At 70.7% G+C, this 20,026-nt stretch carries 14 protein-coding genes; 3 read left to right on the forward strand and 11 right to left on the reverse strand.

Features of this window, described 5'->3' with window-relative positions:
* Positions 1-320 precede the first annotated feature (320 nt).
* From glgB to E1292_RS41935, 6 genes are all read right to left on the reverse strand, one after another.
* Positions 321-2,486, reverse strand: coding sequence for a 1,4-alpha-glucan branching protein GlgB (gene glgB, locus E1292_RS41910; protein ID WP_132604891.1), 2,166 nt, complete (start codon positions 2,484-2,486; stop codon positions 321-323).
* A 230-nt stretch (positions 2,487-2,716) separates the two neighbouring features.
* Positions 2,717-3,241, reverse strand: a complete 525-nt coding sequence (locus tag E1292_RS41915) for a pyridoxamine 5'-phosphate oxidase family protein (protein WP_220447325.1) — start codon at positions 3,239-3,241, stop codon at positions 2,717-2,719.
* Positions 3,242-3,384: 143 nt separating this feature from the next.
* Complete coding sequence (locus tag E1292_RS41920) at positions 3,385-4,023, reverse strand: hypothetical protein (protein ID WP_132604867.1); 639 nt, start codon at positions 4,021-4,023, stop codon at positions 3,385-3,387.
* A 35-nt stretch (positions 4,024-4,058) separates the two neighbouring features.
* Positions 4,059-5,384, reverse strand: coding sequence for a maltokinase N-terminal cap-like domain-containing protein (locus tag E1292_RS41925; protein WP_132604869.1), 1,326 nt, complete (start codon positions 5,382-5,384; stop codon positions 4,059-4,061).
* A 3-nt stretch (positions 5,385-5,387) separates the two neighbouring features.
* Entirely contained in the window at positions 5,388-7,088 is a 1,701-nt protein-coding gene (treS, locus tag E1292_RS41930; protein ID WP_132604871.1) for a maltose alpha-D-glucosyltransferase, read from the reverse strand.
* Between the two features lie 71 nt (positions 7,089-7,159).
* On the reverse strand, positions 7,160-9,250 hold the full coding sequence (locus E1292_RS41935) for an alpha-1,4-glucan--maltose-1-phosphate maltosyltransferase (protein ID WP_165975013.1): 2,091 nt from the start codon (positions 9,248-9,250) through the stop codon (positions 7,160-7,162).
* A gap of 288 nt (positions 9,251-9,538) precedes the next feature.
* Between E1292_RS41935 and glgP the strand changes: the two genes are divergently transcribed.
* On the forward strand, positions 9,539-12,121 hold the full coding sequence (gene glgP, locus E1292_RS41940) for an alpha-glucan family phosphorylase (RefSeq protein ID WP_132604875.1): 2,583 nt from the start codon (positions 9,539-9,541) through the stop codon (positions 12,119-12,121).
* A 42-nt stretch (positions 12,122-12,163) separates the two neighbouring features.
* Entirely contained in the window at positions 12,164-13,060 is an 897-nt protein-coding gene (locus tag E1292_RS41945; protein WP_132604877.1) for a MurR/RpiR family transcriptional regulator, read from the forward strand.
* Here the strand turns inward: E1292_RS41945 and E1292_RS41950 are convergent.
* The 3 genes from E1292_RS41950 to E1292_RS41960 form a co-directional block, all read right to left on the reverse strand.
* Positions 13,023-14,936, reverse strand: a complete 1,914-nt coding sequence (locus E1292_RS41950) for an N-acetylmuramoyl-L-alanine amidase (protein ID WP_132604879.1) — start codon at positions 14,934-14,936, stop codon at positions 13,023-13,025. The two genes, E1292_RS41945 and E1292_RS41950, sit on opposite strands and share 38 nt — an antisense overlap.
* A gap of 112 nt (positions 14,937-15,048) precedes the next feature.
* Positions 15,049-15,504 carry a hypothetical protein gene (locus E1292_RS41955; protein WP_132604881.1) on the reverse strand — a complete coding sequence of 152 codons (456 nt, stop codon included), beginning with the start codon at positions 15,502-15,504 and terminating at the stop codon, positions 15,049-15,051.
* A 126-nt stretch (positions 15,505-15,630) separates the two neighbouring features.
* Positions 15,631-16,884 carry an MFS transporter gene (locus E1292_RS41960; RefSeq protein ID WP_132604883.1) on the reverse strand — a complete coding sequence of 418 codons (1,254 nt, stop codon included), beginning with the start codon at positions 16,882-16,884 and terminating at the stop codon, positions 15,631-15,633.
* Between the two features lie 70 nt (positions 16,885-16,954).
* Here E1292_RS41960 and E1292_RS41965 point away from each other — a divergent pair, with 70 nt between their 5' ends.
* Positions 16,955-17,437, forward strand: coding sequence for a helix-turn-helix domain-containing protein (locus E1292_RS41965; protein ID WP_165975014.1), 483 nt, complete (start codon positions 16,955-16,957; stop codon positions 17,435-17,437).
* On the opposite strand, the gene E1292_RS41970 is transcribed toward E1292_RS41965, so the two are convergent.
* Positions 17,432-19,216 (reverse strand): ABC transporter ATP-binding protein, encoded by a 1,785-nt coding sequence (locus E1292_RS41970; protein ID WP_132604887.1) that lies wholly within the window; start codon positions 19,214-19,216, stop codon positions 17,432-17,434. The genes E1292_RS41965 and E1292_RS41970 overlap by 6 nt on opposite strands.
* Positions 19,217-19,313: 97 nt before the next feature.
* On the reverse strand, positions 19,314-20,026 hold a 713-nt coding region (locus tag E1292_RS55270; protein ID WP_132604889.1), incomplete at its 5' end, for an ATP-binding cassette domain-containing protein.

The raw sequence follows: 20,026 nt of genomic DNA on the forward strand, positions 1-20,026 counted from the left end.
GGGCCGGGGACCCGGTCGCCGCCGGGGGCGGCTGGGACTCCGCCACGGCGGGCGGCGGGGTGGCCGTCGGATCGTCGGCATGGGCCGGGCCGGACAGCGGCAGCAGGGCCAGGGCGATCGAGCATACGATCAGGGGGCGAAGTCGCACGCGTCCTCCGAGAGGGGATGATCTCGGAGTTTATGGTGATTTGCCCGACAGGCACAGGGCTCCCGCCCGCTTTCTCACCGAACTTTCAGTGACCGCCGATCAACCGCCGACCAACCGCTGACGTTGATCGACCGCCGACCGCCGACCGCCGACCGCCGACCGCCGACCGCGATCAACCGGCGGCCGTCGTCGGCGCCTCGTGCGTGAGCCAGACCGCGCCGAGCGGCGGCACCCGCAGCGTCGTCGAGTGCGGCAACCCGTGCCACGGCTCGTCACCCGCCTCCACCATGCCCATGTTGCCCACGCCGCTGCCCCAGTAGTCGTAGGCGTCGGTGTTGACGATCTCCGTCCACCGGCCGCCGTACGGAAGCCCGAGCCGGTAGCTCTCGTGCGGCCCGCCACTGAAGTTGACCACGCACGCCACCGCGGACCCGTCGGTTCCGTAACGGACGAACGAGAACGTGTTGCCCGAGGCGTCGTCGGCGTCGATCCAGCGGAACCCCTCGGGCGCGTGGTCCTGCTGCCACAGCGCGGGGGTCTCCTTGTAGATGCGGTTGAGGTCGCGTACGAGCCGCTGCACGCCCTGGTGCCCGTCGAACTCCAGCACCCACCAGTCGAGCCCGCGCTCCTCCGACCACTCCGAGCCCTGGCCGAACTCGCTCCCCATGAACAGCAGCTGCTTGCCCGGATGGGCCCACATGAACGCCAGCAGCGCCCGCAACTGCGCGAACCGCTGCCACTCGTCGCCGGGCATCTTGCCCAGCAGCGAACCCTTGCCGTGCACGACCTCGTCGTGCGACAGCGGCAGGACGTAGTTCTCCGAGTACGCGTACAGCAGGGAGAACGTCATCTGATGGTGGTGGTACTGGCGGAAGACCGGCTCGTGGCGCAGGTATTCGAGCGTGTCGTGCATCCAGCCCATGTTCCACTTGAACCCGAAGCCGAGACCGCCCAGATGCACCGGGCGCGACACCCCCGGCCAGGCCGTCGACTCCTCGGCCACGGTCGAGATGCCGGGCGCCTCCCGGTAGCACACGGAGTTCATCTCCTTGAGGAACTCCACCGCGTCGAGGTTCTCCCTGCCGCCGTAGACGTTCGGCGTCCACTCGCCCTCGCGGCGCGAGTAGTCGAGGTAGAGCATCGACGCCACCGCGTCCACCCGCAGCCCGTCGACGTGGAACTCCTTCAGCCAGTAGAGGGCGTTCGCCACCAGGAAGTTCCTGACCTCCCTGCGGCCGAAGTCGAACACGTACGTGCCCCAGTCCGGATGCTCGCCCCTGGCTGGGTCGGCGTGCTCGTACAGCGGCGTCCCGTCGAAGCGCGCGAGCGCCCAGTCGTCCATGGGGAAGTGGGCCGGCACCCAGTCGAGCAGCACCCCGACGCCGCGCTGGTGCATCAGGTCCACGAACCGGCGGAAATCGTCAGGCGTGCCGAACCTGGCCGTCGGCGCGTAGTAGGACGTCACCTGGTAGCCCCACGAGCCCCCGAACGGGTGCTCGGCCACCGGCAGCAGCTCCACGTGCGTGAATCCCAGGTCGGACACGTACGCGGAGAGCTGCTCGGCCAGCTCGACGTACGACAGCCCCGGCCGCCACGAACCCAGGTGCACCTCGTAGATGCTCATGGGGCCGTGCTGCGGCTGCCTCTCGCGCCGCTCGGCCATCCACGTGTCGTCCTCCCAGGTGTGCTCGGACCTGTCCACCACGGACGCCGTCATCGGCGGCACCTCGGTCCGCCTGGCCATCGGGTCGGCCTTGTCGCGCCACATCCCGTCGGCGCCGAGAATCTGGTACTTGTACCGTTCACCCACCCCGAGCCCGGGAACGAACAGCTCCCACACCCCCGAACGCCCCAGCGAGCGCATCGGGTAGGCGGTGCCGTCCCAGTGGTTGAAGTCGCCGACGACCCTGATGCCGCGCGCGTTGGGCGCCCACACCGCGAACGCCGTGCCGTCGACGTCCTCGTGCTCCATCACGCGGGCGCCGAGCACCTCCCACAGCCGCTCGTGCCGCCCCTCGCCGATGAGGTGCAGGTCCACCTCGCCGAGCGTGGGCCAGTGCCGGTAGGGATCACGCATGAGGTACGGCTCCGCGCCGGAGTACTTGACCCTCAACGCGTAGCCGGGGACCTTGTCGAGCCCGGGGACGGTGACCTCGAACACGCCGTGGGCCTGGTGTTTCATGCCGTGGGCCGTACCGTCGTCGAGCACCACCTCGACCCGCTCGGCCAGCGGCCGAAGGGCGCGGAAGACCGTCCCGCCCGCCGCGGGGTGCGCTCCCAGCACGGAGTGCGGATCGTGATGCGCCCCGCCCGCCAGGCGGTCGAGCTCTGTCCTCATCGGCATACTCCCCACCTTGCCCCATGATGACCGTCCATCCCAGGCACTGCCCGCTATCACCGAGACAATCACCGAAAGTGCAAAATCCGGGTTCATCCACAAGGCGGATCCCGGAGTCTTTTCCCGTTCTTAACCCGGCATACCGTCCGGCTCCCCTGGACGGGTGGTCCCTCAGGGCAGCGAGCGGGTGCCCGGCGGTCACCGCGGCCTCCCCGTCGATGGCGTGCCGGTCAGGTGGGTTCGGCGGTGAAGTCCCACCGGGTGTGGCTGAACCCGTCCGTCTTGCCGAACCCCAGCGCCTGTGTCGGGCTGACCTGGTACACCCGTGGTTCGTGCCCATGCATGCGGAAGATGCCGTCGTCGTCGACCTCGGCGGCCCAGGCGCTGCCGTACTTGGCGGTGTGGGTATCGGCCACCCGGCGCAACACCTGCCGGTCCCGCACCGGCACGGCGTCGCCGTGCAGGACGATGTCCAGGCCGTCGTTCCACCGGTTGCACCCGGTGGTCACCGCGCAATGCGGGCTGGCCGCGAGGTTCTTCGACTTCTGCTCCTCCGGTCCGCTGGAGAAGTAGAAGGCGTCGTCCAGCCAGACGCCGACGACCGGAGTGACGTGTGGCCGCCCGTCGGGCCGGACGGTGGACACCCAGAACAACTCCGCGTCCCGGAGGTGGGCGACAGCGTCCGGCCACGGGGTGGGCTGGGCGTCGTCGCTGCTGTAGCGCGGGTCGATGGTGGTTTCGGGTGTACGGGCCACGGTTCCCCCTCAACTTCGGTTCGGGCGGTCGGCGAACCACACCGGTTACCTCTGCTACCCCGATCTCGTCAGCCCGGAACAGGCTCTCAGAAGACCGCTGGAGGAGCGGTCGATGTCCGCTCGCCTGGCCCACTCGGGCTGGGTCACGGCACGGTGTGACCCTCTTTCCGGATATGGAACACCGTGCCGTAGAGCCCGAGCGGCGTCAGCCGTACCGCGTCGTTCTCGGCCACGACGACGCCGTACCCGGCGAGTGACTGCAGGATCGTGGCGAGCGGGTCGCCCTGCCGCGTCACGACCGTGTCCCATGAGGGCTGCCCGGTGTACTGCGCGGCGGTGCGGCGCAGCTCACTGGCGGGCACACCGCCCGACGCCCGGAGCAGCGCGACCAGCAACGCGGGGACGAGGTCGTGGAAGGCGTCGTGGATGTTGGGCAGGGCGTCCTCGGCCTCCCAGTCCTGGTCGAGAAGTTCGTCGAGAAGGTCCATCTCGAGTTGGTCCGTGACGTTCTCGACGAGCAATCCGTACACGCCTTCAGCCCACGCCTCGACCGCCTGGGCGTCGGGGACATCCGGCCAGGCACAACCCAGGTCCTTGGCGAAGAATCCAGCTTCGACCTCCAGGAAGCCGACATTGGCGGCGAGCCAGAACACCTGGGCCTCTTCATCGGAGATGCCGTCGGGGCCGTACCCGACGACCTCATACCACTGACCGACGACCAGCCCCGCCGCCAGGGGTTTCCCTCCTCTGGAGATGCAGGAAGTCGCGGAAACGATCGACACCCCGCGCGAAGGAACGCTTGCGTCCGGTGGGCCCGCTAGCGGGGGCGGAAGGCCGCCAGGGGGATCGGGAGCCACGAGGGCCGGTTGCGGGCCTCGTAGAGCACCTCGTACACGGCCTTCGACAACTCGAACGCCCTCAGCAGCACCGCGTCCCCGCGCGTGATCATGCCGCCGCCCTCGGCGTACCCGTCGAGGAACGCGGCCCTGTTGCGGTCGGCCCACTCCTGGGCCCGCGGCTCCAGATCCTCGGCCTCGGAGTGGCCGGCCAGCAGGTGCCTGGCCGCGTAGTCGAACGAGCGCAGCATCCCCGCCACGTCGCGCAGCGGCGACGACAGCGCCCTGCGCTCGGTCAGCGGCTGTCCCGGCTCGCCCTCGAAGTCCAGCACGACCCAGTCCGTCGTGGTGCGCATCACCTGGCCGAGGTGGTAGTCGCCGTGAACACGCTGCACGGGCACCTCATTGGTGAGCAGCTCCACCTGGTGGTAAGCGTGTTCGATGCCGGTCACGTGCTGGCGCAACGCGGGCACCTCAGACACGGCGCGGCCGAGCCGGCGTCTGAAGGCCTCGGCCATGCGCTTGACCTCGTGGGTCTCGATGACGTCCGTGGGGAAGGCGGCGGCCAGCTCGCGGTGCACGCGGGCGGTGGCCGTGCCCAGCCGCAGCGACTCGGCCGCGAAGTCCCCTCCGGCCTCGGACGCCGGGACCTCGGGCAGCGAGGCGTAGAGGTCGCGCACGCTGGCCAGGGCGAGGTCCCAGCCGTCGTTCGCGGTGGACAGGAACTCCTGCATGAACGCGAGCGTGGTGCCGGTGCCGTCGAGGTCGGTCTCGATCCACCCGTACGGCTGCGCGATGTGCGGCGCGTTCCTGGCGGCCAGCGCGGTGACGATCTCCAGCTCGGGGTTGACACCGGGGATGAGGCGGCGGAACAGCTTGCAGATGTAGGCGTCGCCGTACACGAGAGAGGTGTTGGACTGCTCGGCGCTCAGCACCACGCTGTGCGGTCGGGTGTCGATGGTGGCGCCGGGGACGTGCCGCATGCGCAGGCCGCTGCGTTCCTCGTCGCGGGCCATCCCGTCGAGCAGCCAGTCCGTGCGATCGGCGTCGTGCACGGCGTCGTAGAGGTAGACGTCGCCGATCGTGCCGATCAGCGCGTGGGCGAGCCGGTCGGGGAGCGAGGGGCGCTCCCCGAGCAGCACCTGGTAGCGGTCGCGCGAGCCCTCCTGCCAGACGGCGACGATCAGATGCCGGAGCCCGGGGGTCAGCTCGACGTCCGAGTCGATCGACAGAACGTCGATCGGGCGCCCCTTGCCACCGAACCAACGCTGGCGGCCGATCCATGCGGCAAGGAGCTCGTCAAGCACGTCCTACTCCTCCTGGATGACGGCCGGCGGGAGTGTGAACCAGTAGAACCCATGCCCGGGAAGCGTCAAAAGATACGGAAGTTCGCCAATTGCCGGGAATGGGACCCCACCCATCGTCTCCACGGGAGCGACGCCGACGAACCTGCGCAGGTCGAGCTCGACCGGCTGCGGGAAGCGCGACAGGTTGTTCACGCACAACATGCGGTCGTCGCCCAGCTCGCGTACGAACGCCAGCACGCTGGGGTTGGAGGAGTTGAGCTCGGCGTAACCGCCCAGCCCGAAGACCGGGTGCCGCTTGCGGATCTCGATCATGCGCCTGGTCCAGTGCAGCAGCGAGCCGGCGTTCTTCTGCTGGGCCTCGACGTTGATGGCCTGGTAGCCGTAGATCGGGTCCATGATGACCGGCAGGTAGAGCCGCCCGGGGTCGCAGTCGGAGAAGCCGGCGTTGCGGTCGGGGTCCCACTGCATGGGGGTGCGCACGCCGTCGCGGTCGCCGAGCCAGATGTTGTCGCCCATGCCGATCTCGTCGCCGTAGTAGAGCACCGGGGAGCCCGGCAGCGACAGGAGCAGCGCGGTGAACAGCTCGATCTGGTTGCGATCGTTCTCCAGCAGGGGTGCCAGGCGGCGGCGGATGCCGACATTCGCCCGCATTCGGGGGTCTTTGGCGTATTCGGTGTACATGTAGTCGCGTTCCTCGTCCGTGACCATTTCGAGCGTGAGCTCGTCATGGTTGCGGAGGAAGATTCCCCATTGGCAATTTTCCGGAATTTTCGGCGTTTGGGCCAGAATTTCGGAAATGGGGTAGCGCGATTCGCGGCGTACGGCCATGAAAATCCGCGGCATCAGAGGGAAGTGGAATGCCATGTGGCATTCGTCCCCGCCTCCCACCGGGTCGCCGAAATACTCCACGACGTCCGACGGCCACTGGTTCGCCTCGGCGAGCAGCACCCGGTCGGGGAAGAGGCGGTCGACCTCCGACCTGATCCGCTTGAGGTACTGGTGGGTCTTCGGGAGGTTCTCGCAGTTGGTGTTCTCCTCCTCGAAGAGGTAGGGAACCGCGTCCAGCCGGAACCCGTCGATGCCCAGGTCCAGCCAGAACCGCAGCACCTCCAGCATCGCGTCCTGCACGGCCGGGTTCTCGTAGTTGAGGTCGGGCTGGTGGTGGAAGAACCGGTGCCAGTAGTACTGGCCGCGCACGGGGTCGTAGGTCCAGTTGGACGTCTCGGTGTCGATGAAGATGATCCGGGCGTCCTGGTACTTCTCGTCGGTGTCGGACCACACGTAGAAGTCGCCGAAAGGTCCCTCGGGGTCGTGCCGCGACGCCTGGAACCAGGGGTGGGCGTCGCTGGTGTGGTTCATGACGAGGTCGGCGATGACGCGCATGCCGCGCTTGTGCGCCTCGTCCACGAGCTTCACGAAGTCTCCCAGGTCCCCGAACTCGGGCAGGATCTTCATGAAGTCGGCGATGTCGTAGCCGCCGTCACGCAGCGGCGACTCGTACAGCGGCAGCAGCCACAGGCAGTCGACGCCGAGCCACTGCAGATAGTCGAGCCGGCTGATGAGCCCTCGCATGTCGCCGGTCCCGTCGCCGTTGGAGTCGGCGAAACCCCGGATCAGGACCTCGTAGAAGACCGCGCGTTTGTACCAGTAGGGGTCGCGCGGCTTCTCTTCGTCAAAGGTGTTGGGAATGGGTGTGATGCTCATGAGCCGCCTCGCAGGGTGCTCATGAGGGAGGCGCTGTCACACACGTTGAAGACTCCCCGCTGAATTCAGTTCTACCGTGGCGCGGCTCGTACGGTGAGAATATGGGCAGGCTGGATGTGGGGGTCGAGGCGTACATAGTTGCTCTGTCTCCAGCGGTACGACTCGCCCGACAACTCGTCGTCGACGACGAACTCCGCGTTCCAGTCGAGACCGATGGCGGGCAGGTCGAGTTCTACGGTCGCCTCATGGGTGTGGTGTGGATCCAAGTTGACGACCGCCAGTACGACGTCGCCCAGCCCGTGCCTTCGTGTGGCCGGGTCGTAGGCGCCCGGCAGCCGCTTGGAGAAGCAAACGATGTCCGGTTGATCGACCCTGTGGAATCGTAGGTTACGCAATTCCTGCAGTGCCGGATGCGCTCTTCGGAACAAATTCAGATGAGTGATGAAGGGAGCCAGGCTACGTCCCTCGCGTTCGGCTGTAACCCAATCGCGAGGCTTGTACTGATATTTTTCGCTATCCAGGTATTCTTCGCTACCCGGGCGTACCGGTACGTTCTCCCCTAGTTCATACCCGGAGTAGACACCCCAAGCCGGCGACGTCAGCGCGGCCAGCACCGCCCTGATCTTGAACGCCGGGCCGCCGCCGTGCTGCAGATATTCGTGCAGGATGTCCGGCGTGTTGACGAACAGGTTCGGCCGCAGGTAGTGCGAGGTCTCGTGGGCCAGCTCCGACAGGTAGCCCTCCACGTCGTACTTGGAGTTCTTCCACGTGTAGTACGTGTACGACTGGTGGAAGCCGACCTTGGCCAGCGCGCGCATCATCGCCGGCCGGGTGAACGCCTCCGACAGGAAGATCACGTCGGGATCGGTCGTGTGGATGTCGGCCAGCATCCGCTCCCAGAACATCACCGGCTTCGTGTGCGGGTTGTCCACCCGGAAGATGCGCACCCCGTGCCGCATCCAGTGCAGCAGCACCCGCTTGACCTCGGCGTAGACGCCCTCCGGGTCCTTGTCGAAGTTGACCGGGTAGATGTCCTGATATTTCTTCGGCGGGTTCTCGGCGTACGCGATCGACCCGTCCGCCCTGATCGTGAACCACTCCGGGTGCTCCTTCACCCACGGGTGGTCGGGCGAGCACTGCAGCGCGAAGTCGAGCGCCACCTCCATGCCCAGCTCCCTGGCCCGGCCGACGAACTCGTCGAAGTCCTCCAGCGTGCCGAGGTCGGGGTGGACGGCGTCGTGACCGCCGTCCTCCGACCCGATCGCCCACGGCGAGCCGGGATCGTCGGGCTCGGGGCTGAGCGTGTTGTTGCGGCCCTTGCGGTGCGTCGTGCCGATCGGGTGGACGGGCGGCAGGTAGACGACGTCGAAGCCCATCTTGGCGATCGCGGGCAGCCGCCTGGCGGCGGTCTGGAAGGTCCCGGACTTGGACAGGCCGAGCTCGTCGACGACCGCGCCCTCCGACCGCGGGAAGAACTCGTACCAGGAGCCGTAGAGCGCCCTGCGCCGGTCGACCCTGATCTTGTGCGACCTGGACCTGGTCACCAGCTCGCGGAACGGGTGGGCCTGCAGCAGCGCGGCGGTCTCGGGAAGCTGGGCGATCGACAGCCGCGCCCGCGGATCGAGGTCCTCGTCCCGCAGCGAGGCGGAGATCGACAGCAGCGCCGCGCGGTGCCCGCACGCGCTCTCGCCGTTGCCGTTCTGCCTGCGCTGCCCGTTCGCGCCGGCGTGCCCCTCCTGGGCCGGCCGGTCGTGCGCGCAGTCGGCCACCCGCACGGCCCTGGCGGCCCGCTCGAACAGCCGCGCGCCCTCCTCGCACATGAGGTCGACGTCCATCCCGCGCGGGATCTTGATCTCGGCGTCGTGCAGCCACGTGCTGATCGGATCGCTCCACGCCTCCACGCGGAACAGCCAGTCGCCCTCGGCCGGCAGGCACACCTCCACGCCCCAGCGGTCGGTGCCCGGCGCCAGCTCGCGCATCGGTCTCAGCCGACCGCGCTGCCCGTCGGGCGCGGTCAGCACCACGCCCGCGGCCACCGCGTCGTGGCCCTCTCTGAACACGGTCGCCGAGACCTCGAAGGTCTCGCCGGCGACCGCCTTGGCGGGCCACTGCCCGCAGTCGACGACGGGGGAGATGTCCGTGATGGGAATTCGTCCGATCATCGCATTCAAGGGTTTGCGGCGACACACTCGGTGCCGCCGGAGGCTTTCCGTGGATGCACACGCCGTTGCCGGTGGTCCGCTGGAGGCGGCCTCCCTGGCAGTAACGATCCTTGCACGTTATTTCTGGACAGCACCGGATAGACCTCCCGAGTGTGTCTGTGGGAGGGCCAACAAAGAGGAAAGTTGCCCCAATGGTGCCTCTTCATGCTTGTTCCTGGAAGGGGTTTGAACGGCCTTCATGAGGGTGAAGGACTGAGAGGTCCCTCCTAGCCCGTAGGGTGCAGAAACGTGAGAGCTATCCGCCGGTTTACCGTCCGCACCGTCCTGCCCGCGGAGCTGGCCGCCCTCGGCGAGCTCGTGCACAATCTCCGCTGGTCATGGCACCCGGAGACCATGGACCTCTTCTCCGAGGTCGACGCCGAGCTCTGGGAGCGGGTCGGGCACGACCCCGTCGCCCTGCTCGGCGCGGTCACCCCCGCCAGGCTGTCCGAGCTGGCCGCCGACCGCCGCTTCCTGCGCCGGCTCGCCGACGCCGCCGACGACCTGCGCGAGTACATGACCTCGCCGCGCTGGTACCAGACGCTGCCCGACGCCGCGCGCGCCATCGCCTACTTCTCCCCCGAGTACGGCATCGCCGCGGCCCTGCCGCAGTATTCGGGCGGGCTCGGCATCCTCGCGGGAGACCACCTCAAAGCCGCCAGCGATCTGGGCGTGCCGATCCTCGCGGTCGGCCTGCTCTACCGCCACGGCTACTTCACGCAGTCGTTGTCGCCCGAGGGCTGGCAGCAGGAGCACTACCCGTCGCTCGACGCCGGCGGGTTGCCGCTCAGCCTGCTCAAGGACGCCGACGACACGCCGGTCAAGATCCGCATCGGGCTGCCGGACGAGCGGATGCTGCACGCCCAGGTGTGGGTGGCGCAGGTGGGCCGGGTGCCGCTGCTGCTGCTCGACTCCGACGTGGCCGACAACGACACCGCCGCCCGCGACGTCACCGACCGGCTCTACGGCGGCGGCACCGACCATCGGCTCATGCAGGAGCTGCTGCTGGGCGTGGGCGGCGTGCGCGCGATCAGGGCGTACTGCAAGATCATCGGGCATGCCGAGCCCGAGGTGTTCCACACCAACGAGGGCCACGCCGGATTCCTGGGCCTCGAGCGCATCCGCGAGCTGACCGAGGCGCGGCTCTCCTTCGACGAGGCGTGGGAGGCGGTGCGGGCCGGCACGGTGTTCACCACGCACACGCCCGTGCCCGCCGGGATCGACCGCTTCCCCGTCGAGATGATCGAGCGGCACTTCGGCGGATCGAACGCCTGGCCCACCGTGCCCGTCGACCGCATCCTGGCGCTGGGCGCGGAGTCCGACCCCAGCCGGTTCAACATGGCCGTCATGGGCATGCGCCTGGCGCAGCGCGTCAACGGCGTGTCCCGGCTGCACGGCGAGGTCAGCAGGGAGATGTTCAAGGACCTCTGGCCGGGCTTCGACCTGGACGAGGTGCCGATCGGCTCGATCACGAACGGCGTGCACGCCCCCACGTGGGTGGGGCGCGAGTTCATGGAGCTGGCCGACCGCGAGCTGCCCTCGCTGATCGAACGCGCCCGCGGCTGGGACGGCATCCAGAAGATCCCCGACGGCGACATCTGGCAGATCAGGGGAACGCTGCGCAGGCGGCTCGTCGAAGGCGCCCGCGTGCGGCTGCGCCGGTCGTGGCGCGAGCGCGGGGCCTCCGACGCCGAGCTGGGGTGGATCGACGACGCGCTCGACCCCGACGTGCTGACGATCGGGTTCGCCAGGCGCGTCCCCTCCTACAAGCGGCTCACGCTCATGTTGCGCGACCCGAAGCGGCTCACCGAGCTGCTGCTCGACCCGGACAAGCCGGTCCAGATCGTGATCGCGGGCAAGGCCCATCCGGCCGACGAGGGCGGCAAGAAGCTGATCCAGCAGATCGTCAAGTTCGCCGACCAGCAGAAGGTCCGCCACCGCATCGTCTTCCTGCCCGACTACGACATGGCGCTCGGCCGGCTCATGGTGCAGGGCTGCGACGTCTGGCTGAACAACCCGCTGCGCCCGCTGGAGGCGTCCGGCACGTCCGGGATGAAGTCCGCGCTCAACGGCGGCCTCAACCTGTCCATCCGCGACGGCTGGTGGGATGAGTGGTACGACGGCTCCAACGGCTGGGCGATCCCCACCGCGGACGGCGTGGCCGACAACGACCGCCGCGACGAGCTGGAGGCCGCCGCACTCTACGACCTGATCGAGCACGAGGTGTCCGACCGGTTCTACGACCGTCCCGGCGACGGGCTGCCCCGGCGGTGGATGGAGATGGTCAAGCACACGCTGGCCTCGCTCGGGCCGAAGGTGCTCGCCGGGCGCATGCTGCGCGACTACGTCGTGACCCTGTACAACCCGGCGGCCGGCGCGGCCAGGGCGCTGTCCGCCGACGGGTACGCCCCGGCGAAGGCGTTCGCCGCCTGGCGGCTGCGGGTCGCCAAGGCGTGGCCGGGCGTAAGGGTCGAGCACGCCGAGGCCACGGGCGTGGGCGACACGCCGGAGGTCGGGTCGTCCATCGAGCTGCACGCCACGATCGCGCTCGGCGACCTGGAGCCCGCCGACGTGCGGGTCGAGGCCGTCTACGGCAAGGTCGGGCCGCACGACGAGCTGGTGCGTCCCGCGTACGCGAAGCTGGAGATGGCGTCGGCGGAGGACGACGGGCGGGCGCACTACTCCGGGGTCGTCCCGCTCGACCACACGGGCGCCTTCGGCTACACCGTGCGCGTCGTCCCGCATCACCCGCTCGTCGTCACCCCGGCCGAGCTGGGGCTCATCACGGTGCCCGAGGAGCCCGCGGGCATGACGAACGGGACTCTGCGCTAACCAGCAGCTCGGGATCCCGGCACAGGCGGCATAATCGGGACCGTGGACGACAGCGGCAACGGCCTGCGGGCCGACACTCTGGTGGCCACGGTCCGCGGTGTGCTGCCATCCCTGACGCCTGCCGCCCAGACCGTCGCCCGCCTCATTCTCGAAGATCCCGCGACGGTAGCGCGGAGCACCATCACGGAGCTCTCCGCCGCCTCCGGCACCAGCGAGGCCACGATCGTGCGCACGGCACGGCTGCTCGGGTTCGCGGGCTATCCGCAGCTCCGGTTAGCCCTGGCGGCCGCCGCCGCGCAGCCCGACCGGCTGGTGCCCGGCGACCTGGCCCCCGACGACCCGCTGTCGGAGGTGATCCACAAGGTGGCGCGGGCCGAGTCCGAGGCGATCAACGACACGGTCGCGCAGCTGACCTCCGAGCGGCTCGGGCTCGTGGTCGACGCCGTCGTCGGCGCGCGGCGGATCGACGCCTACGGGGTCGGCGCGTCGGGGCTGGTGGCCGAGGACTTCGCCCAGAAGCTGCTGCGCATCGGGCTGTCCAGCCACGCGTTCCAGGACGCGCACCTGGCGCTGACCAGCGCGGTGCTGCTGAAACATGGCGACGTGGCGCTCGGCGTCAGCACCTCGGGGGAGACCCCCGACGTGATCGAGCCGCTGACCCGGGCCGCCGAGGGCGGGGCCACGACCGTCGCCATCACCAACAACCCCCGGTCCACCATCGCGGAGCTGGCCGAACACGTGCTGATCTCGGCCGGGCGCGAGACGGAGTTCCGTCCCGGCGCCCTGGCCAGCCGGATCAGCCAGCTCCTCGTCGTCGACTGCGTGTTCGTCGGCGTCGCCCAGCGTACGTTCGACTCCTCTCAGGAGGCGCTCGCGAGCACCAGGCGCGCCGTCAACGCGTTCACCCGGAGAACGTCACCCGCACGTCGTCAGCCTTGACGAACATCACGCGGTGGCCGAACTGGATCTGCAGGTACTTCGTCCTGCCCCGCACCACCTTGTGGTCCTCCAGGTTGAACGTGACCGCCCGGTAGTACTCCGTCGCGGCAGGCCCCGCGAGGGTGTACTTCTCGCCGGCCGAGAACGTGTACTGCAGCGGGGTCACCGCCTGGTAGGGGATGCCCTCCGGGTAGGCCTCCGCCTCCGGGTACGCCCGGCCGTAGACCGGGACCGTCGCCTTGCCGGGCTTGGGGGTGACCACCAGGCCCATGGAGGGCACGGCCGTGGGCGCGCTCTTCGGGTTGTGGAACCAGGCCTTCTGGCCGAGGTACCAGATGGCGGTCCAGTCGCCCTGGCGGTCGGCCACGGCGAAGCGCTGGCCGGTGCTCGCGCGGGCGCTGTGGTCGTACACGCTGTAGAGCGACTCGCCCGTGGGGTGCTTGCCGATGTCCTTGACCAGCGGGGCGTCGTCGCGCGGCTCGGTGCGGAGCCAGACGGTGCCGGCGGGGAGGGGCGGGCAGGCGGCCTCGGGGTTCTGGCGGTCGCAGCCATAGAAGTACGGCTTATTCGTGGCGAAGTCCGGCTTTATCATGATCGAGCCCGAATTGGGGCCGCCGAAGCGGTGCAGCGGGGCGCCCATCAGCTGGAAGTAGTGCGCCCAGTCCCAGAACGGGCCCGGGTCCTCGTGCATCTGCCTGACCGTGGTCGGCAGCGTGCCGGGGACGTTGTCATGGCCCAGGATGTGGGCCCGGTCCATCGGGACGCCGTGCCGCTGCGCCAGGTAGCGGACCAGGCGGGCGGAGGAGCGGTACATCGCCTCGGTGTACCAGGTGCCGCCCTCGGCCAGGAAACCCTCGTGCTCGATGCCGATGGACTTGGCGTTGACGTACCAGTTGCCGGCCTGCCAGGCGACGTCCTTGGCCTTGATGTGCTGGGCGATGTGGCCGTCGGTGGAGCGGACGGAGTACTGCCAGCTGGCGCCGTAGGCAGGGTCCTGGTTGAGGCGGATGGAGGGCAGGAAATATCCCTCCATGTCGTGAATGATGATGTACTCGATCTTCTGGCTGACCGGGCGGTTCGCCAGGTCGTAGTGGCCGTAGTCGTCGTTCGGAAGCTCCGCGTACGCCGAGGGGATCCACTCGCACGAGATCGACGCCGGGCACTCCACGCCGTCGGTCCTCGGCTTGCGCAGCCCGAGCCTGTCCAGCCACTTCTCGATCTTCGTGAGCCCGGGGACGGGGGCCAGCTCGACCTGGTGCCCGTCGTCCGTCGTCCGCGCGGCGCCCTCCTTGATCGTCGCGAAGACCTCGTCGGCGAAGAACCTGGCCGCGCCCGCCTCCTCGGCTCCGGAGTATTTCGCGACGGCGCCGTACCAGTCGCCGGGCTCGTCGCTCAGCGGGGCGCCGAGCGCATTCTGGTAGTCCGCGAGCAGCGCCGCGCCGCCGCGGATGTTGGCGGCGGCGTCCGTACGCAGCCGCTCGCGGCTCTCGCCGGTGAGCTCGGCGGCCTTCTCGATCGTGCGGAGCGAGGCAGGAAGGTCGGTCGGTGCGGGACGCGCGCTCGGTGCGGGCAGGGGCCGGCTGTCGTCGCCGCGCGCGTCCTCCTCGCCTTCGTGGTGGTGGTTCGATCCGGTGAAGGCGGCGGCGTCGGTCAGGTGCATGGGCCCGAACCCGGCGTCGCTGGACGGCCGGCCGGCGTGGGCGTCCCAGCGCGACTCGAGGTAGGAGACGCCGAGCAGCACGCTCTCGGGCACCTGGAACTCCTCGGCGGCGGACGCGAAGGCCGCCTGACGGCCGGGGGGTTCCTGGGCGTGCGCCGCTGTCACGGTGCCTAACGGCAGGACGGCGACGAGGGAGATCGCCAGAAGTCTGCGCATGAACCACTCCTTGGGGCTGGGGGTGCCTGGTGGGGTTCAGCGTCTCAACATTTTCCTTCGCAGGCGAGATCTTTGCGAAGAGATTCTTCATCCCTTGGCGGGGAGAGCCCGCTCAGCTGTCGTTGGTCAGGCTCAGCACGACCGCCCACCCGTCCGTGACCAGGATCCAGTCCTCCCACAACGCCGCGTACCATCCGGGCGGCCGATGCGTGACCCGGCCCGCGGCAAGTACGGTCCCGAGGGTGTCCTCGACGATCTCCAGCACCCACTCGACCAGGAACTCCGGCTCCTTGCGAGCCTCACCGCGGAACAACTCGGCGAAATGCCCCATCCGATGGGCCGCCTCCCGGACCTCGCTCCTCCAGTCGTTGGCCGGGTCGACCCCCGTCACCCGCGTCACCTCCCCGTAGGCGGCGACGGCCGCCGCCGCCAGATCCTTCCCGTGCCCGGGGCAGGGCACGGGACCGTGGACGTCCATCCAGAACACGAAGGCCGAGCTTCGCAGCGCGTCCAGCCGGTCAGAGGTGCGCTCGACCTCCTCCACGAGCCAGTGGGCCTCCACCGCCATCGCCGCGTACTCCCTTCCTGAGACCTGTCCGCGTCGATCCCGCCTGCGGACTGACCGGGACCGTCCGCACCGGGTTCGCCCCAGTCTGGCGGGTGCCGCGCCGGGCCGTGAGGCCGGCGTCCGACCTCACTCCCCGCCGGGGGACGGGAGCCGGCCACGCCTCGCCCCGGTCGCCGCGGGACCAGCCAGGTCTCGCCCGGGCCGCCGGGGGACCAGCCAGAGCGTGAGCGGGGCCGACAGCAGCGCGACCGCGCAGGCGGCGTTGAGCGCGGCCGTCATGCCGAACAGCTCGCTCGCGGCGGGCCCCGCGAAGGCGCCGAGCATCGTCGCGGCGGCCTCCATGGTGAGGAACGCGGAGGTGACCCGGCCGAGCAGCCCCTCGGGCGTCGTCCGCTGCACCCAGGACTGCACGGACACCAGTACGGTCACCGCCGGCAGCCCGAGCAGCACGGCGGAGACCAGCGCGAGGGGCAGTGCGGTGCTGTTGAACAGCAGCGCGAACGCGGCCGCGACGAGCGCCTGGCCGGCGGCGACGGTCGTCCTGGCGGGGTGGCGGTCGGCGAGCCCGCGGCTGACGGGAGCGCCGAGGAGGAAGCCGAGCCCCAGCGCGGACAGCAGGTAGCCGACCTCCATGCTGCCGCCGAGCCGGGTCACGCCGAACGGCACGAGGAGGGCGGTGAGCGCCGCGTTGGCCAGCAGGTAGAGGCTGTTCGTCGCCAGCAGGCCCCGGGTCGCCGCGGCCTGCCGTACGTGCCGCAGCCCCTGGCTGATGCTTGCGAGCACGTTGCGGGAGGCCGGGCCGCCGTCGCGGGGCCGGGCCGAGGTCATGGCGATGGTCGCCGCCGACAGCAGGGCGGCGGCAGCGCTGGCCGCGACGACCGCGCCGATGCCGTTGACCGCGAACAGCAGCCCGCCGAGCGGCGGGCCGCCCAGCGCGACCACGCCGGTGGTGACGGCGCTGAGCGCGTTGGCGCTGGTGAGGGCCGGTCCGGTGCCCACCACGGCGGGGATGTGCGCCTGGCCGGCGGGACGGAAGAGCACGGCGGCGCTGCCCTGCCCGAGCACGGCGACGTAGACGAGCCAGATCGTCTCGGGGGTCCTGGCGAGCAGCGCCACGCTGATCGCCAGGACGTGCACGAGGTCGGTCGCCACCATCAGGCGGCGGCGGTCCCACCGGTCGGCCATCACTCCGGCGAACGGCCCCAGCAGCAGTGAGGGCAGGTACTCGAAGGCGAGGGTGACGCCGGTGGCCAGCACCGACCCGGTGACGGCGAAGACGTGGGCGGGGATCGCGACGACCAGCATGCTCGTCCCGAGCCCTGCCACCGCCCGGGCCGCCCACAGCAGCCGGAAGTCCCGCACCCGCAGGACCCGCAACATCTCCCACCCCCGATCGCTTATATTCTCACAAAATAGAAATGCCGATCGACTATTCTGTCAAGATATGGGCGTGGATCATGCGGAACTGGGCCGGCGGCTGCGCAGCCGCCGGGCGGCACTCGGCAGGACCGTCGCGTCGGTGGCCACCGACGCCGCGCTGTCGGTGCCCTACGTGGCCAACCTGGAGAACGGCCGGGGCAACCCCACCCTCGCCGCTCTCGACCGGCTTGCCGAGGCCCTCGGCACCCGGCTGGTGCTCACCTTCGCCGACCTGGGCACAGCCGCGGGCGCGGACGCGGGCACGGACTCGGGCACGGGGGAGGCCGTCCCGGCGGCGCCGCCGTCGCTCGTGGAGTTCGCGCGGACCCGGAGGTTCCGAAGCGCGGCCGGATCCCTGGCCGCGCTGCTGGGCGAGGAGGACCGGGTGGTGCGGGCCAAGCTCGTCGCTGCGCTCACCGCCGTCGCCGGACCGCTCGACCGGGACCTGCACGAAGGCGACTGGCAGCGGCTGCTGGACGCGATCGTGCTGATCCTCGGCCACCCGTCCTCATGACCGGTGCCGCTCACCCCGGTGCCCGCCGTGCCCGCCGTGCCCGCCGTGCCAGGAGCGCCACAGCGCGGCGTACGCGCCGCCCGCCGCCACGAGCTCGTCGTGCGTGCCGAGCTCGGTCAGCCTGCCGTCCCGCAGCACGGCCACCCGGTCGGCGTCGTGGGCGGTCTGGAGGCGGTGGGCGATCGCGATGACGGTGCGCCCGGCGAGCACCGCGGCCAGCGCGCGTTCGGTGTGCCGCGCGGTGCGCGGGTCCAGCAGGGCGGTGGCCTCGTCGAGGATCAGCGTGTGCGGGTCGGCCAGCACCACGCGGGCCAGGGCCAGCTGCTGGGCCTGCGCGCCGTCCAGCCGCTCGCCCCCCGGGCCCGGTTCGGTGTCCAGGCCGTCGGGGAGCTCGTCGATCCAGCTCGCGCCGACGGCGGCCAGCGCGGCGCGCAACTCGTCGTCGGTGGCCTCGGGCGCGGCGATCCGCAGATTGTCGCGTACGGTGCCGAGGAACACGTGATGCTCCTGGGTGACGAGCATGACCCGCTCGCGCAGCCGGGCCGGGTCGAGCCCGGCGACCGGCACCCGCCCGACGGTCACGGAGCCGGCGCGCGGGACGTCCATGCCCGCCAGCAGCCTGCCCAGGGTGGTCTTGCCCGCGCCGGACGGCCCGACGACGGCCAGCCGCTCGCCGGGCCGCACCGACAGGTCCACCCCGTGCAGGACGTCGGGGCCGCCGTCGTACGCATAGTGCGCACCGGACACCTGAAGCCGGTCGTCGGCCGGCTCGGGAGCGGCGGCGTCCTGGTCCGCCCGAGGGGCAAGGCCGGCGCCCTCCACCCGGGCGAAGGAGGCGGCGCCGCTCTGGAGGCGTTCCATGTTGAACAGGATGACGTCGAGCGGCTGGGAGAGCTGGCGCAGGTAGAGCGCGGCGGCGACCACCGTGCCCAGCGTCACGGCGCCCTGACCGAGCAGCACGCCGCCGGCGAGCAGCACGGCGACCACCGGGACGGCGTAGGAGACGTCCACGATGGGGAAGAGCACGCTGCGCAGGAACAACGTCCGGGTGCGGGTCCTCCGGCACCGGTCGATCGCCTCCTGGCAGGTCTCGAGGCGGCGCCGTCCCAGCCCCAGGGCCTCCACCGTGCGGGCGCCCGCGGTGGTGGCCGCGAGCTGCTCGGCGAGCTCCGAGTTGGCGGCCCCTTCGGCGAGGTAGGCCGGCACCGCCCGGCGCATGTACCACCGGGCGGCGAACCAGATGCACGTCAGCCCGAGCACGCCGCACCCGCCCAGCAGCGGGTCGAGGACGACGACCGCGCCCAGCACGAACACGGCCTGCACGCTCGCGATCAGCACGTCGGGACCCGCGCCGCGCAGCATGGCGCCCACCGCCGCGACGTCGGCGGTGCCGCGCGTGGTCAGGTCGCCCGCCCCGGCGCGCTCGACCACCCCCACCGGCAGGGCGAGCACGCGGCCGGTGAACTCCTCGCGGATGCGCGCCAGCGTACGCTCGCCGAAGCGGTGCCCGATGTGGCCGGCGTAGCGGGTCAGCAGGAACTGGGCCAGCGCGAACCCGAGGAGCGCGAGCGCCAGCCGGTCCACGGTGGCGACCCCGGCGCCGTTCCGGACCTCGTCGATGATGCGGCCGAGCAGCCACGGGCCGGCCAGCCCCGCGGCGGAGGCCAGCGCGTTGAGCACGATCATGGCGCAGAACGCGCGCCAGTCCAGGCGGATGAGCCGGAACGCCGCCCCGCGCAGCCTGGACGAATCGGCCACCGGCAGGGCCCCACCCGTCATCGGTCCGCCTCCCGCCGCGCTCGCTCCCCGGGCACCGGCGAGCGGGTCCTCGGGTCGTCCTTCTGGCGCGCTCGCTCCCCGGGCACCGGCGAGCCCTTCATCGGGCCGCCTCCCTGCTGCCCTCGTCCTCCCTGGCCACCAGGGCGCGGTAGCCGGGCTGCCCGCCCAGGAGCTCGCCGTGCCCGCCGGTCGCCACGACGGAGCCGCCCGCCAGGTAGTGGACGGTGTCCGCATGGGCCAGCACGAGGGGCGACGTGGTGGTCACGACCGTGGTGCGGCCGGCGCGCGCCGCGCGCAGCCGGGCCGCGATCGTCGCCTCGGTGTGCGCGTCCACGGCCGAGGTGGGCTCGGCCGCGAGGAGGATCTCGGGGTCGGCCAGCAGGGCCCTGGCCAGGCGTACGCGCTGGCGCTGGCCTCCCGACAGGTTGCGGCCCTGCGCGTCGACGCGCGCGTCCAGCCCGCCGGGCAGGCCGCGGACGATGTCGTCCGCCATGGCCGCGTGGACGGCGAGGCCGATGGCGTCGTCGTCGGGGTCGAGCCTGCCCGCGACGACGTCGCGCAACGTGCCCGCGAACAGGTCGGCCTCGTTGTCGGCCACCAGGATCCGCTCCCGGAGTCGCGCCGGGTCGATGTCGCTCAGCCGGATCCCGCCCCAGGTCGCGGCGGGACCGGCGAACCCGCCCAACCGATCTAGCACCGCCGCCGCCTCCGCCGGGCGGGCGCTGACCAGGGCGGTCAGCCGTCCCGGCACGATCTCCACGCCTGAGACCGGATCGCGCAGCACCGACGTGGGGGCGGGCGGGTCCACGG

This window comes from Nonomuraea deserti (genome assembly GCF_004348685.1).
In the GTDB taxonomy this organism is placed as follows: Bacteria; Actinomycetota; Actinomycetes; order Streptosporangiales; family Streptosporangiaceae; genus Nonomuraea; species Nonomuraea deserti.

What these genes read in the sequence shown, in the direction of transcription:
- glgB (WP_132604891.1), bottom strand. Translation starts at nt 2,486, where the DNA reads ATGAGGACAGAGCTCGACCGCCTGGCGGGCGGGGCGCATCACGATCCG.
- treS (WP_132604871.1), bottom strand. Translation starts at nt 7,088, where the DNA reads ATGAGCATCACACCCATTCCCAACACCTTTGACGAAGAGAAGCCGCGC.
- E1292_RS41935 (WP_165975013.1), bottom strand. Translation starts at nt 9,250, where the DNA reads ATGATCGGACGAATTCCCATCACGGACATCTCCCCCGTCGTCGACTGC.
- E1292_RS41950 (WP_132604879.1), bottom strand. Translation starts at nt 14,936, where the DNA reads ATGCGCAGACTTCTGGCGATCTCCCTCGTCGCCGTCCTGCCGTTAGGC.
- E1292_RS41955 (WP_132604881.1), bottom strand. Translation starts at nt 15,504, where the DNA reads ATGGCGGTGGAGGCCCACTGGCTCGTGGAGGAGGTCGAGCGCACCTCT.
- E1292_RS41960 (WP_132604883.1), bottom strand. Translation starts at nt 16,884, where the DNA reads ATGTTGCGGGTCCTGCGGGTGCGGGACTTCCGGCTGCTGTGGGCGGCC.
- E1292_RS41970 (WP_132604887.1), bottom strand. Translation starts at nt 19,216, where the DNA reads ATGACGGGTGGGGCCCTGCCGGTGGCCGATTCGTCCAGGCTGCGCGGG.